Source organism: Acinetobacter brisouisimilis, from assembly GCF_000368265.1.
Taxonomy (GTDB): Bacteria; Pseudomonadota; Gammaproteobacteria; order Pseudomonadales; family Moraxellaceae; genus Acinetobacter.
Window position 1 is genome coordinate 679,300 of record NZ_KB851219.1, and the last position, 14,296, is coordinate 693,595.

At 45.5% G+C, this 14,296-nt stretch carries 15 protein-coding genes and 2 tRNA genes; 15 read left to right on the forward strand and 2 right to left on the reverse strand.

Annotated elements, in window-relative coordinates; all coding sequences use genetic code 11:
• Positions 1 to 15 precede the first annotated feature (15 nt).
• The 11 genes from F975_RS06895 to madM all read left to right on the forward strand — a co-directional run bounded on the left by F975_RS06895 (position 16) and on the right by madM (position 9,582).
• Positions 16 to 432 (forward strand): hypothetical protein, encoded by a 417-nt coding sequence (locus tag F975_RS06895; protein WP_004751675.1) that lies wholly within the window; start codon positions 16 to 18, stop codon positions 430 to 432.
• Positions 429 to 2,063, forward strand: coding sequence for a SulP family inorganic anion transporter (locus F975_RS06900; RefSeq protein WP_004751676.1), 1,635 nt, complete (start codon positions 429 to 431; stop codon positions 2,061 to 2,063). The genes F975_RS06895 and F975_RS06900 overlap by 4 nt, the downstream gene beginning before the upstream one ends.
• A gap of 189 nt (positions 2,064 to 2,252) precedes the next feature.
• The gene (mdcA, locus tag F975_RS06905) at positions 2,253 to 3,932 is read left to right on the forward strand and encodes a malonate decarboxylase subunit alpha (protein WP_004751677.1); all 1,680 of its coding nucleotides are present in this window, start codon (positions 2,253 to 2,255) and stop codon (positions 3,930 to 3,932) included.
• A complete protein-coding gene (locus F975_RS06910; RefSeq protein WP_004751678.1) occupies positions 3,933 to 4,799 on the forward strand; it encodes a triphosphoribosyl-dephospho-CoA synthase in 867 nt (288 codons plus the stop codon).
• A gap of 18 nt (positions 4,800 to 4,817) precedes the next feature.
• A complete protein-coding gene (locus tag F975_RS06915) occupies positions 4,818 to 5,117 on the forward strand; it encodes a malonate decarboxylase subunit delta (RefSeq protein WP_004751679.1) in 300 nt (99 codons plus the stop codon).
• Positions 5,110 to 5,958 carry a biotin-independent malonate decarboxylase subunit beta gene (locus tag F975_RS06920; protein WP_004751680.1) on the forward strand — a complete coding sequence of 283 codons (849 nt, stop codon included), beginning with the start codon at positions 5,110 to 5,112 and terminating at the stop codon, positions 5,956 to 5,958. Before F975_RS06915 ends, F975_RS06920 begins: the two co-directional genes overlap by 8 nt.
• Positions 5,955 to 6,803 (forward strand): biotin-independent malonate decarboxylase subunit gamma, encoded by an 849-nt coding sequence (mdcE, locus tag F975_RS06925; RefSeq protein ID WP_004751681.1) that lies wholly within the window; start codon positions 5,955 to 5,957, stop codon positions 6,801 to 6,803. Before F975_RS06920 ends, mdcE begins: the two co-directional genes overlap by 4 nt.
• Positions 6,800 to 7,420, forward strand: a complete 621-nt coding sequence (locus F975_RS06930; protein WP_004751682.1) for a malonate decarboxylase holo-ACP synthase — start codon at positions 6,800 to 6,802, stop codon at positions 7,418 to 7,420. Before mdcE ends, F975_RS06930 begins: the two co-directional genes overlap by 4 nt.
• The gene (mdcH, locus tag F975_RS06935) at positions 7,417 to 8,346 is read left to right on the forward strand and encodes a malonate decarboxylase subunit epsilon (RefSeq protein ID WP_004751683.1); all 930 of its coding nucleotides are present in this window, start codon (positions 7,417 to 7,419) and stop codon (positions 8,344 to 8,346) included. Before F975_RS06930 ends, mdcH begins: the two co-directional genes overlap by 4 nt.
• A gap of 53 nt (positions 8,347 to 8,399) precedes the next feature.
• Complete coding sequence (gene madL, locus F975_RS06940) at positions 8,400 to 8,822, forward strand: malonate transporter subunit MadL (protein WP_004751685.1); 423 nt, start codon at positions 8,400 to 8,402, stop codon at positions 8,820 to 8,822.
• Positions 8,815 to 9,582: a malonate transporter subunit MadM gene (gene madM, locus F975_RS06945; RefSeq protein WP_004751687.1), complete on the forward strand. Its 768-nt coding sequence runs from the start codon at positions 8,815 to 8,817 to the stop codon at positions 9,580 to 9,582. The genes madL and madM overlap by 8 nt, the downstream gene beginning before the upstream one ends.
• Positions 9,583 to 9,612: 30 nt before the next feature.
• Here madM and F975_RS06950 read toward each other — a convergent pair whose 3' ends face one another.
• Complete coding sequence (locus F975_RS06950) at positions 9,613 to 10,548, reverse strand: LysR family transcriptional regulator (RefSeq protein WP_004751689.1); 936 nt, start codon at positions 10,546 to 10,548, stop codon at positions 9,613 to 9,615.
• A gap of 68 nt (positions 10,549 to 10,616) precedes the next feature.
• Complete coding sequence (locus F975_RS06955) at positions 10,617 to 11,486, reverse strand: ATP-binding protein (RefSeq protein WP_004751691.1); 870 nt, start codon at positions 11,484 to 11,486, stop codon at positions 10,617 to 10,619.
• A gap of 170 nt (positions 11,487 to 11,656) precedes the next feature.
• On the opposite strand from F975_RS06955, the gene F975_RS06960 reads away from it, so the two are divergent.
• From F975_RS06960 to F975_RS06975, 4 genes are all read left to right on the forward strand, one after another.
• Entirely contained in the window at positions 11,657 to 13,159 is a 1,503-nt protein-coding gene (locus F975_RS06960; RefSeq protein ID WP_004751693.1) for a DUF3336 domain-containing protein, read from the forward strand.
• The gene (locus F975_RS06965) at positions 13,160 to 13,951 is read left to right on the forward strand and encodes a protein kinase domain-containing protein (protein WP_004751696.1); all 792 of its coding nucleotides are present in this window, start codon (positions 13,160 to 13,162) and stop codon (positions 13,949 to 13,951) included. It abuts the gene before it with no gap.
• Positions 13,952 to 14,057: 106 nt separating this feature from the next.
• Positions 14,058 to 14,142: transfer RNA gene (locus tag F975_RS06970), tRNA-Leu, on the forward strand.
• 49 nt (positions 14,143 to 14,191) lie between these two features.
• Positions 14,192 to 14,265 (forward strand) — tRNA-Trp (locus tag F975_RS06975).
• Positions 14,266 to 14,296: the final 31 nt, after the last annotated feature.

Genomic DNA, 14,296 nt, shown 5'->3' on the forward strand with positions numbered 1-14,296 from the left:
AAGGAGACTTGGATCATGGAAAGCAATAACAAAAAACCTAAACATTCAATTGTTTGGCTCGATAAACTAGAAGAGCATGATTATCCTGCGGCAAGTGCTTATTTATCTTTGATTTTAGATCCTGTACAGGTTGAAAAACTGGTGAGCCGTTTGCAGGCAGAAGAGGTGAGCCAGTTTAAAGCCAAAGACATTTTTCGGGCAGCACAACTGCCTTTGCTGGATGAACACAATTTTCATGTGGCAAAGGATTTAAGCAAGATTGAACAAGAAAAAGCGCTTTCGCCTTTGTTGCTAGTACGTGATGTAGGGCTGCGACATTTGATTATTGCTGATGGTTATCACCGCTTATGTGCAGTTTATCTGCACGATGAAGATGCCCTAATTCCTTGCCAGATTGCTTCGCTTACTGCACAAGATTTGGCAAGCCTATGACTGTGGCTAAAAAAATCCCGATTTTTGATGTGATTGCGGGGTTGTCCATCGCAGGCTTGTTGCTGCCTGAAGCGGTGGCGTATTCCAATATTGCAGGGTTGTCACCGCAAAGTGGTCTGGTGGCGCTGGTACTGGGGTTGGTGCTTTATGGTCTGATTGGGAATAGTCGTTTTGCGATTGTCTCCTCAACGTCATCATCTGCCGCCGTCATCAGTTCGGGTTTAGCCACCATTGTGGTGTTTTCTTCTCCAGAGCGGGCAACTCTGGCGTATGCACTGGTGTTTTTGTCAGGCATTTTACTGGTGATTGCAGGGCTGTTTAAGCTCGGAGAGGTCACACATTTTATTGCCAAACCTGTGTTAAAAGGGTTCTCCTTTGGTTTGGCACTGAGCATTGTGGTTAAGCAATTACCTGCGGTGATACAGGTGCATCCTGCACATAGCGATTTTTTTCGTCAATTGTGGGAAATGCTACAAGGTTATTCGAGCTGGAACTGGCACGCCTTGGTTATGGGGCTGAGTGCATTTTTAATCCTACAGTTTACTCAGCGCTATAAAACCATTCCTGTTGCTTTGTTGTTGATTATTTTAGGTATTGGCTTAAATGTGATGGGATATACTCAAGAATGGGGTGTTCGTTCAGTTGGGCGTTTTGAGTTTGTTTTTCCCAGTGCCAGTTTACCGCATTTGAATATGAACAGCTGGCTGCAACTGGTTGAAATGGCACTGGCAGTTTCCCTGATTATTTATGCTGAATCTTATACCTCGATTCGTACCTTCGCGCTGAAATACAATGATCCAAGCGAACCAAACCGTGACCTGATTGCATTGGGTGTCGGCAATATCTGTTCAGGATTGCTAAAAGGGATGGCAGTCGGTGCAGGTTATTCGGCAACTTCAGCCAACGAAGCCGCAGGGGCAAAAAGCAAAAAATCAGCATGGGTGGCAGCGCTGGCTGTGGTGATTTTTCTGCTGTGTTTTCGTCAGTATATTGCCAATATTCCTGAGCCGATTCTTGCCAGTATTGTGATGTATGCGGTGAGTGGGCATATCCGTTTTACACCGTTTAAGCAGTATTTTATTTGGCGTAAAGATCGCTTGTTGTCAATGATTGCGATTTGGGCCGTGATTATTTTTGGAGTGCTCAACGGGTTGATAATTGCGATTATTGTCAGTATTTTGATGATGCTCAAAAGCTATTCGGTTCCTCAAATTGCATGGCTTGGGCGTTTAAATGGCGGGCATGATTTTGTAGACATTGACCGTTTTCCCGAAGCTGTACTGCCTGATGGTATTTTAATTGCGCGACCTGATCACCCAATCTTTTTTGCCAATGCAGAAAAAATTTCGAATGCGATTATACACAAGCTTTCTGAGCAAAATTATCAACATGTGATTTTAAATCTGGAGGAATGTCCGAGTCTGGACAGTACCAGTGTCGAGGAGCTGTTATTGTTGGCTCAGCATTTACAGGATCAGCAAATAGACCTGCAATTGGCGCGGGTACGTCGTTCAGTGGCACAAACCCTAGTCTATGTGAATAGTCCATTATTTCCCCAATCCAGTTATACCGCGCAAAGTGTCGATGATGCTGTACAGCAATATGAATTGAGAGCCGCCTCTGCAACCTGATGCGACTTGATAGATTTCTTTCATAATTGTTTACACCCTCTTTATTTTTCTCCCATAGAGAGAAATAAGAAAGGCTTATGAGATAAGGTTATTAACTTCAGGTTAATGTTCTGCATTTCGAGTTTATTGATCAAAAATCCTGAACAGGGTTTTATAGATGAAAACATGAACTGCAGAACAGGACATCGCATGGAAGGCTCGGTACAGCATAAAGATCGAATTTGGAATAAACGCCGTTATGCCAAGCAGATTAAATTGGACTTGGCACGCAAGTTTGCCGATGGTGTAGTGATTCCCACCCAAAATATTGTTCAGGCGCTTGAAACTCTGATTACCCCAGGTGATCGGGTTGTCCTAGAAGGCAACAATCAAAAACAGGCCGACTTTCTTTCACGTGCACTGGCACAAACTAGCCCTGATGTATTGCATGATTTGCACATGATCATGCCGAGCGTAGGTCGCCCAGAACATTTGGATTTATTTGAAAAGGGCATTGCCCGAAAACTGGATTTTTCATTTGCAGGCACGCAAAGTCTGCGTATTAGCCAGTTGCTTGAAGATGGCTTACTGGAAATCGGGGCAATTCATACCTACATTGAACTGTATTCACGTTTATTGGTCGACCTGATTCCAAATGTGGTGTTGTCAGCAGGCTTTATGGCAGACCGTCATGGCAACATTTATACAGGTGCAAGTACTGAAGATTCTCCAGCCTTGATTGAACCTGCAGCATTTAGCGATGGCATTGTGATCGTACAGGTCAACAAACTGGTCGATGACGTGACTGACTTACCACGTGTCGATATTCCTGCCTCTTGGGTAGATTTTGTGGTGGTAGCAGACCGTCCATTTTATATTGAACCACTGTTTACCCGTGACCCGAAACACATTAAGCCTGTGCATGTTCTCATGGCAATGATGGCAATTCGCGGCATTTATGAAAAGCATCAGGTGCAATCACTGAATCACGGTATTGGTTTTAATACCGCAGCCATTGAACTGATCTTGCCAACCTATGGCGAATCACTTGGCTTAAAAGGCAAGATTTGCCGTAACTGGACGCTCAATCCACATCCGACCCTCATTCCTGCGATTGAATCAGGCTGGGTGGAAAGTGTGCATTGCTTTGGAACTGAACTGGGCATGGAAAAATATGTAGCGGCGCGTCCCGATGTGTTCTTTACAGGGCGTGACGGTTCGCTACGTTCCAATCGCATGATGTGTCAGTTGGCAGGGCAATACGCCGTGGATCTGTTTATTGGTGCAACCTTGCAGGTCGATGGTCAAGGGCATTCTTCAACCGTGACCAAAGGGCGTCTGGCTGGTTTTGGTGGTGCGCCGAATATGGGGCATGACCCGCGTGGTCGCCGACATAGCACACCTGCATGGCTGGATATGCGTCCTCAAGGGTTAAATGATACTGACACCTATCTGGCACGCGGTAAAAAACTGGTGGTGCAAATGGTGGAAACCTTTCAGGAAGGTGGCAAACCGACCTTTGTGGATGAGTTGGATGCGGTCGATGTAGCGAAAAAAGCAGGTATGCCACTTGCACCAATCATGATTTATGGTGATGACGTCACGCATTTGCTCACTGAAGAAGGCATTGCCTACTTATATAAAGCCGACAGTCAGCAACAACGTGAAGAAATGATCGCAGCCGTGGCGGGTGTGACCGATATTGGTTTACGTCATGATCCGAAAAATACCGAACGCCTACGCCAAGCGGGCTTGGTGGCATTCCCTGAAGATTTGGGCATTCGCCGTACCGATGCGACCCGTGAACTTTTGGCAGCTAAAAATATTGCCGATTTGGTGACATGGTCAGATGGTCTGTACGAACCGCCTGCTAAATTTCGGAGTTGGTAAATGAATGCATTTTTTCAACTCAAACCGCAGCACTATCTAGCCGATACGCTGGCTGATTTTGCGGTGCAGGCTTTACTGGATGAAGTGCGCCTGTCACCGAAACCTGCGCTGGTCGATGCACGTAGTTCAGGGGCACATCAGGATTTAAGCCTGAGCTTGATGGAACAGTCGGCTGAAAGCCTGAGAAATATGTTTGTTGCCATGAGCTTGGCAGCAACATGGCATGGCAAAATTTCACAGGCATTACGCGAGCAGATTGGACAGCTTGGGCGTGAAGGTGAACAAGTTATGCTCGCGGTGACGGGTGGGGTGAATACCCATCGCGGGGCGATTTGGGCACTCGGTTTACTGGTGACAGCAGCAACTTTGTCGCCACAAGGAACATTGGCGGAAAACATCTGTTTTTGTGCAGGGCAAATCGCACAACTTGAAGACCGAGCTGTAACAGCGAAAGCGACACCGAGTCATGGGCAAATGGTGTTACACAAACATGGCAAGCAAGGCGCGAAACAGCAAGCACAACAAGGCTTTCCTGCGATTCGTCAGCATGCTTTGCCGCAGCTTCGTCGCACCCGACAGTATTCGATGCGTGAAGAATTTGCCCGTTTAGATGCCTTGCTTGCGATTATGCAGCATCTTGATGATACCTGTGTGCTGTATCGGGCAGGCTTAAATGGCTTAAAGCGTATGCAGCAAGGTGCAGGAAAAGTTTTGGAACTTGGCGGTTATGCCAGTCTGGCGGCGCGTCGTGAACTGCATTTACTGGAAATTGATTTATTGCGTCTGAATGCTTCACCAGGCGGTGCAGCGGATTTATTGGCAGCGACGATATTTGTTGATCGGGTAGAGCGTTATCACGGCGAATAACCCATAAGGATAAAGAACATGGAAATATTGAATTTTGAATTTGCTGCCCAGCGTGTTGCCAAGCAGCGTGCATTGGTCGGTTGTGTCGGTTCGGGCGATTTAGAAATTTTGGTTGAGCCGCATGCAGGTGAGACGCTTAATATTCAGGTCACAACATCGGTTGATGGTAGTCAAGTGCGCTGGAAAAATTTGTTTGAACGGGTGTTTGCCATGCAGCAATTGCCTGCGGTCAACATTGAAATTAATGACTTTGGTGCAACCCCAGGCGTGGTGCGCTTACGTTTAGAGCAAGCTTTGGAGGAAGTGCAACATGACTGATACTCAGGACTTATTACAGCGTAGCAGTTTTATTGAACTCTCGGCGCGTCAGCGTGCGCAAAGCTTGCTTGATCTGCGTTATCGTGAACTGGTCGATCCGTTTGACCGAATGACATCGCCGTGGTTGCCTAAGCAAAATATTGTGCCACAAGCCGATGATGGCGTGGTGGTGATTAAAGGCACCATCCAACAGCAACCTGTGGTGGTGATTGCCATTGAAGGAGCATTTCAGGGCGGAAGTCTTGGTGAAGTGGGCGGTGCAAAAATCGCAGGCGCTTTGGAACTGGCGATTGAAGACAACCGCAAAGGCATTCCAACCGCAGCAGTATTATTGCTCGAAACAGGTGGTGTGCGCTTACAGGAAGCCAATCTAGGCTTGGCAGCGATTGCCGAGATCCATGCGGCGATTGTGGAATTACGTCAGTATCAGCCTGTGATTGGCATTGTGGCGGGCAGTGTAGGCTGTTTCGGTGGTATGTCGATTGCCGCAGGCTTATGTAGTTATCTGATTCTGACTCAAGAAGGTCGCTTGGGGTTGAATGGCCCACAAGTGATTGAGCAGGAAGCAGGCGTGCAAGAATACGATGCCAAAGACCGTCCGTTTATCTGGAGCATTACAGGTGGTGCACAACGTTTTGCTTCGGGTCTGGTCGATGCTTTTGTTGAAGATGATGTTGAGCAGATTCACCAGCAAGTGCAGCAGTTTTTAAGTGCAGGTTGTCTAGCCGAGCCACGTAGCTCACGTTACGCATGGTTCTTGCAGAAACTGGCACAGGTCGATACCCGTGAACAGATCAGCCCTGAAGCAGTGCAGCAATTATATCAAGGAGAGTCAGCATGAATATGGATGTCAATGCAACCCGCGTTGCAGCCAGAGGTCTAAACTGGTTTAACGCATTAACGGCAGATGCCAGTTTTCAAGCAGTATCTGATATTCCTACATCGTTAAAAGTTGCGGATGGTGAGCTGAATGGTTATCCCGTGCGCGTGATTGCGGTGGTTGTGGACACTAACAATCATTTTCCACGTGCACAGCAGGGCGAAGTCGGTTTACTTGAAGGCTGGTCACTGGCGAAAGCGGTCGATCAAGTGATTCAGGCAGATGCCAACCAAACACAGAAACGTGCAATTTTATGTGTGGTTGATGTGCCAAGTCAGGCCTATGGCCGCCGTGAAGAAGTTTTAGGGATTCATCAGGCATTGGCTGCTGCGGCAGATCGTTATATCACGGCACGTTTGGCAGGACATCCTGTGATTAGTCTGTTGGTCGGTAAAGCTATGTCGGGTGCATTTTTGGCGCATGGTTATCAAGCCAATCGTTTGATTGCGCTGGATGATGCTGGAGTAATGGTACATGCCATGGGTAAAGAATCCGCTGCCCGAGTGACTTTGCGTAGTGTCGAAGAACTGGAGCAGCTAGCGGCAAAAGTTGCGCCAATGGCGTATGACATTCAGAGTTATCAAAGCTTGGGCTTACTGGCAGAGATTTTACAGGTACAGAATATTGCACATCCGCAAGCTGAAGATGTGCAGTTGATTCAGCAACATGTGGCAGCCGTGTTGCAGGACATTTTGCAAAGCCAAGACCGAAGTTTATCTTCACGTTTTCATGGTGCAAACCGTCAGGCATCGCAAAAAGTACGTGCCTTGCTGCGTGAACAATGGTCACGTGAGCAATCTGCATGATCAGCGCACCACAAGCCCATGACCTGCTTTGGGGAATGCCACTCAGCGCACTTCCAGAGCAAACTCCTGATTGGGTATGGCAGGCAATTGCTGCGGGGCAACCTGTAGTGGTACGCCGTGCTATAACCGAGCCTGATCAGGTTGCTGTGGGAATTCGTGGTGCACAGCGTCAGCAACGTTTTGCGTGTCTGATGCCCAAAATGTCCATTCAACGCATGGTGAAACCTGAACAGTTGATTGATGTAAATGCTGAATTATTTCCAGTGATTGCGGAAAAAATCCAGCCAATTTTTCAGGTGTTACAGGCAACAGGTTGGACGTGGGGTATTACAGGCAGCACAGGATTTGAGTTGGCAACAGGTCTGCAGGTGACGCATGCTAACAGCGATTTAGATCTGTTGATTCGCATGCCAAACGCGTTAGCCAAAGCAGATGCAAAAGCATTATTGGCTGCCTTGCAACCGTCATTGGGACGAATCGATGTGCAATTGCAAACCCCATACGGTGGTGTGGCATTGGCAGACTGGGCAAATAGCCGACATCAGGTGCTCTTGAAACGTGCTGAAGGTGCGGTGTTGGTGGATAACCCTTGGGTGATGCAGGAGGTTTGTGCATGAGCTCATTGTGGGTCTATCCAGGTCAGGGCGTGCAAAAGCCCAATATGTTGCACGACTTACCTCATGATGATGTTGTGCAAAGTTATTTAAGCCGCGCTTCACAAGCGTTGGAGCAGAATGTTTTAAGTCTGGATACGCCAGAAGCCTTGCAATCCACCCGAGCCGTACAACTGTGTTTATTGATTGCAGGGGTGGTGAGTTCACAGCAACTGTTGCAGAAGCAGCTCAAACCTGATTATGTGGCAGGGCTCTCAATCGGTGCATGGGCAGCCGCGGTGATTGCTGACGTGCTGAGTTTTGAAGATGCCGTCAGACTGGTGGCGCTACGGGGCGAGCTGATGCAGACTGCGTATCCAACAGGTTATGGCATGACTGCCATCATCGGTGCGAGTCGGACGCAGGTGGAACACTGGGTGGCTCAAGTCCAGAAGCAGACAGGGCAGGTTTATATTGCCAATATCAATGCGGCAAACCAGATCGTGATTTCAGGTGCAGATGCTGCCATGCAAAACGTAGTCAGCTTGGCTCAGCAGCAGGGTGTTTTGGCAAAAAGGTTACAGGTCAGTGTGCCATCACACTGTGAATTATTGAAACAGCAAGCGCAGACTTTGGCGCAAGCGATGCAAGAGGTTGAATTTAAAACAGCAAAGATTCGATATTTGAGTAGTAGTACCGCGCGTTTGATGATGAGCGCCTCACAGATTCGCCAAGATTTGGCAGGCAATATGGCGTGTATCGTTGAATGGGAAAGCACGATACAAGCAGCATGGGAACGTGGTGTTCGGCTGCAACTGGAGTTGCTGCCTGGCACGGTGCTCACAGGGCTTGCCCGCCGTATATTTAAAGAAGGTTCGGTCATGGCGTTTCAAGGAACGCGTCTCGACAATATCATGATTGCAATGCAACAGCAGAAAGAGAGCATTTAACAGCACTTTTTGCACAAAGACACATGAATTTCCAAGGATATGAGGAAAATACAATGATTATTTATGGAGTTGGAATACTCGCACTTTGCACACTGGTTGGTACGATAGTCGGTGACCTTCTGGGTGTTCTATTAGGTGTTCAATCAAATGTCGGTGGCGTTGGTATTGCCATGATTCTTTTGATTTTCATTCGGTTATGGATGCATAAACGCGGTCTAATGATTCCTGAAACGGAAAAAGGCGTGACCTTCTGGGGCACCATGTATATTCCTGTAGTCGTGGCAATGGCAGCGCAGCAAAATGTGGTATCGGCATTGTCGAGTGGTCATTTGGCATTATTTGCAGCAGCTGGATCGGTCGCAGTGTGTACAGTAACTATTGCAGCATTGAGCCGTTATAAAAAAGGTGAACCTCTCCCAAAGGAAAATGAACCAGAGGTGACATTGGCGAACATTGGAGGTAAGGCACATGGTTGATTTATTATTCAAAGATCTTACCCATTTGGGCTTGATTACTGCATTTGCACTGGTTGCCCTCGTGATGTGGCTGTCTACCAAAATCTCGAAATATTTGACCAAAGGTCGGGTGCATGGTTCGGCAATTGCAATTGTGATTGGCTTAATCTTGGCATGGGTCGGTGGAACCATGACAGGTGGGCAAAAAGGGCTGACCGATATCGCACTGTTTTCTGGTGTAGGTTTAATGGGCGGTGCAATGCTGCGTGACTTTACCATTGTTGCAACTGCGTTTGAAGTTCAGGCAACCGAAGCTAAGAAAGCAGGATTTATAGGTGCATTTTCACTGTTCTTAGGCACGGTTTTGCCATTTATCGTTGGTTGCAGCTTTGCATGGATTTTTGGCTACCGCGATGCAGTCAGCATTACCACCATTGGTGCAGGTGCAGTGACTTATATTGTTGGGCCTGTGACAGGCGCGGCAATTGGTGCATCTTCAGATGTAATGGCATTGTCGATTGCAACAGGTTTGGTTAAAGCGATTTTTGTGATGGTGACAACCCCGATGACAGCCAAATTTATGGGCTTGGATAATCCGCGTTCAGCCATGATTTTTGGTGGATTGGCAGGGACTGTGAGTGGAGTTTCTGCGGGATTGGCAGCAACAGATCGTCGTCTTGTTCCGTACGGCGCATTGACCGCAACATTTCATACAGGTTTGGGCTGTTTGATGGGACCTTCGATTTTATTCCTGATCGTGAAAATGTTGGTTGGCAGTTAAATCATGAAAGCAGCATGTTGGGCAATAACACTATTGCCCTGATGTTGAATAACTTTGAAATTTGTTGGCAAACATGCGACATTCTGCAATTAACGCGAGTAAATTTGGATCGCGTTCTTTGCTTTTTAAGAACACCAAACCAATATGTTGCTGGATTCTAAAATTTGCTTGTAGTGGAATCAGTTTGACCGAACTTTCATAGACTGCCGAAATTCGTCCTGGTAACAAAGCAAAACCAACGCCTGAGCTGACCATACTAATTAAAGTGAAAATATCACTGACCTGCAAAGCCACTTTTGGCTCAAAGCCCGCTTTTTGAAACACCACTTCACTGTCACTATGTGTTGCAAAGCCCTTGTTTAAAGTAATAAAGGTTTCTGTTTTTAGCAAACTCAGGTCGATTTCGCTGAGCTGGGCATATTTGGAATCTTTGGGTACAGCGAGAAAAATATCATCCTGAAACATGGGTAAAATTTCAAAATCATTGCTCGCTGTCGTTTCATTCAGTGCCACAATAATCGCGTCAATGTCAGTCTGTTTCAGCTTGGTCACCAAATCCTGATTGGAACTGAGTAAAAGCTGAATATCCAGTTCGCTACGCCGTAATTTTAAACCGCTGATCAGGGAAGGAATGGTTTTGACCGTGAGGGAATATAAAGAGCCTAAGCGCAAAACCTTGGCAGCAAAACCTGCGGCTTCACGGGTTTTTTCCACGCTTAGTACCAAGTCAGCCACAATTTTTTGTGCATGTTCTTCAAACACATAAGCACTTTTCAAAGGAATCAGATTACGCCCTTCATTTTTAAATAACGGACAACGCAGCGCACTTTCTAAAGAATGCAGGGCCTTATGAATACTGACATTGCTGACTTGCATTTCATCGGCAGTTTTGGACAAATTGCCATAACGCATAAAGGCAAGGAAAATCTGGATTTTCTTTAAGGTGATTTCATCATCAATCTGCATAACAGAACATCCATATTCTTAAAAATTGGCTCGGTAAATGTGCCAAGCCAATCATATAACAGATTAGATCATTGGTTCAGTAAGTTTGAACCAATCCAGTGTTTAGAAAACTGATACGCAGCACGACCTGAACGCTGCCCACGACCTTGTGACCAGCGCAGGGATTCAGCACGCGCTTCTTCTGTAAACTCAATATTGGCTTTTTTCAGATAATGCTCAACCACTTCCAGATACAGCGCCTGATCCATTGGGTAAAATGACAGCCACAAACCAAAACGGTCAGAGAGTGAAATCTTTTCCTCAATCGCTTCTTGCGGGTGTAATTCGGTGTACTGAGGCACATCAACTTTTGTGACAGGTGTATTTTCATGCATGAATTCGGGGAGCAAATGACGGCGGTTACTGGTCGCATAGATAATAAAATTGTTATTGCCTGATTGTAGCGAACCATCTAACACACTTTTTAAGCTACGGTAGTTTTCATCTTCAGCATTAAATGCAAGGTCGTCACAGTACACGATAAATTTTTCAGGGCGACCTTTGATCAGTTTTTCAATTTCAGGCAAATCTGATAGGTCATCACGTTCAATTTCAATCAGACGTAAGCCCCGATCTGCATATTCGGTCAGCAAGGCACGTACAATGGATGATTTTCCTGTACCACGTGCGCCTGTGAGCAACACGTCATTGGCAGGTAAGCCTTTGAGGAACTGTAAGGTATTTTGTATGACTTTTTGTTTTTGACGTTCAATGCCTTTTAAATCTTCCAGATACATTTTTTTAGGTTGAGCAATCGGTTTAAGCTGTTGCTTTTGCCATTTGTAGGCTGGTGCAGAAAAATCGACTTCAGTTTTTACTTCAGGAAGGGCTTGTTGTAACTGTTGTAATACGTAGCCGATACGGTCGAGAAATTCTTGGGGTAAATCGATATGTGCCATAATCTAGGTCTAGTTTGCTGGTTTTTTGTAGGTTTAAGCATAAGACAAAAAACTGTATATTTCACGCACTCCACAAATTAATCGAATTTGCAATTGATCTTGCCACGCCTGTTAAGTTAAGTTGAGAAAAATGGGCGGAAATCGTGAAGGTCAAACAATTGGGAAATATGATGACAAATCTACTCACCAGTAATTCCTATAACTCACACAAAACCGATCGTATTAAAAAATTACAGAAGCAGCTGGGTTCTGCTGAAAGCTACATCGAATGGAAAGAGATCGCCCTACAACTTGATGAGGCTTCTGGTAGTCAGGAGTGGAAATTTGATAATGCATCGCCTTATTTTGATGCAGAAGTAATTTCCCATCGTTTAGTATTACTGCGCAAATACCGTCAGCAAAACCGTATTAGAGACCTGATTTATATTTTAAGAGAAGGTTTAACGTATGATATTGCCAATATTTGTCATCCGATGCTGTTTGTTGAATGCTATATCGGAACCAAAAAAATTATTGAAGACTATGTCGATGAAGTCAGTCAGTCATTAGAACATGTTGCTTCAGCACCAAGTGAAATATTGAGTCACGCTGAAAAAATCGAGTTTTTTAAAAATTGCGAAACAGCCTATGGTCAGCCTGCATTAATGTTTTCAGGTGGAGCATCTTTGGGCCTGTTTCATACAGGCGTATGTAAAGTGCTTCGCGAACAGGATTTGTTGCCACGTGTCCTTTCTGGCTCAAGTGCTGGGGCAATTATGGCAGCCATGCTGGGCACATCATTGCCTGAACAGATTGATCAGGTATTAACAGGTGAGCATTTCTTTAGTGAGGCTTTTCATTTTCGGTCGATGTCATCCTTGCTAAAAGATAAAGGTGGCTTTGCTGATGTGCGTTACCTGAAAAAATTCCTGATGGAAAATTTAGGCGATTTAACGTTTGATGAAGCCTATCAGCGTTCGGGTTTAAATATTAATATTGCAATTGCGCCATATGACTCTTCGCAAAGCCCACGTATTTTGAACCGATTTACCTCACCTGACTTATTGGTCTGGAGTGCGGTGTTGGCGTCCTGTGCCGTGCCAATCTTATTTCCACCTGTGCATTTGACGGCTAAACGCTACGATGGTGAACATACACCGTTTATGTCAAATACCTTTTGGGTTGATGGCAGTATGCGTAGTGATTTTCCACAGGAAAAAATGGTGCGTTTATATAACGTCAATTACACCATTGCCTGTCAGGTTAATCCGCATATTGTGCCATTTATGCAGAGCGACGAATCCCGTTACCGTAAGGACTTGCTGAGCTGGCCAGAACGGATTTTACGCCGTCAGGGCAAGGTTCTGGCAAAAGGCATGATGGACTTTACCCGCGAGCGGATTGGGGCTGTGCCACAGGTGCGTCGTTTGCTGGATTATGGCTATGGCATTATTGACCAGCGTTATTATGGCGATGTGAATATCTTTGCCCATTATAATTTCAAGCACTATTTGTATATGTTGCAAAATCCAAAACCGCATTTATTTGCTCAATTGCAAAAAGAAGGGGAGAAAGCAACATGGCCGAAGATCTCTACTATCGAGATGCATGCACGTATTGGTAAAACCATTGAACATGCTTTACATGCAATTATGCGTGCTGAGCAACAGACAAAAGTCATTGCACCTGTATAAATGTTTGAGTTTGAACGCCCATACTCGATTCAGGATAAAACACCTAGACAAAGTCAGGTATTTGGGCGTCATATTTACCTGCTTGAACAAGCAGGGCAGTATTATTGGCTAAAGTTGCAATTGCCACATGGGCATACACAGTTTCAACAGGGCTTTGCCTGTGAAGTTGAGTGTTATGGTCAGTGGCAAAACCTGCAACCCAGTTTTCTTTTGCCTTATCAATATGCTGCCAAGTTAAATCTGCCTGAACTGCCACAAACTGCGCAGGGTTTATTATTGCCCCATGTGCCAGAGGCATTTTCTGTATTAAGTCAATTCACAAATATAGATGTTATAAAACGCATTCGTATGGCGCTTGAGCAGCTTGATGCGTTACATATGCTAGGTTATGTACATGGTGATATTAAAGCTGCGCATTTTCGTTACGCTGCCCAGCAGATGTTTTTAATTGATTTTGAACAAACCCGACCAATTCACGGGACTGGCTCTATATTAAATGCAACGCCACGCTATATGGCACCTGAGCTGTTTCATGCACAACCCAAAACTATTCAGACCGATTTGTATGCTTTGGGTGTTGTACTCTATGAATGGCTGACACAAACCCGTTTGAGTTCAAAAAGTTATCTGGATTGGGCTGTTTTTCATTGCCAGTCTGCCGAATTTAATTTGCCTGAACCTTGGTCTGTTTTGCAACCGTGTTTAGATGGGCTGCTAGCGCGTGATTTTAAGCATAGATTTGTGAGTTCAAAACAAGCAACCCGTTGTTTAGAAACAATAAAGTTGTATTAAAAATAGCCGTAAAAGCATTTTTTGTTTGATATTTAAGCGTTTGGGCTATTTTTTGGGAAAAAGGGCTTGTCATCGCCTAAGCTGATCTATAATATACACATCCATCGGGGGCGTGGCGAAATTGGTAGACGCACTGGATTTAGGTTCCAGCGCCGCAAGGTGTAAGAGTTCGAGTCTCTTCGCCCCCACCATCTAAAACTTGAAATAGTTTTAGATTGACAATGCGAAAGCAAAGTCTATAGAGGATTGGTGTAATGGTAGCATGACGGTCTCCAAAACCGTTCGTCAAGGTTCGAGTCCTTGATCCTCTGCCAAAATTTGATGTACCCAAATGGGGGCGTGGCG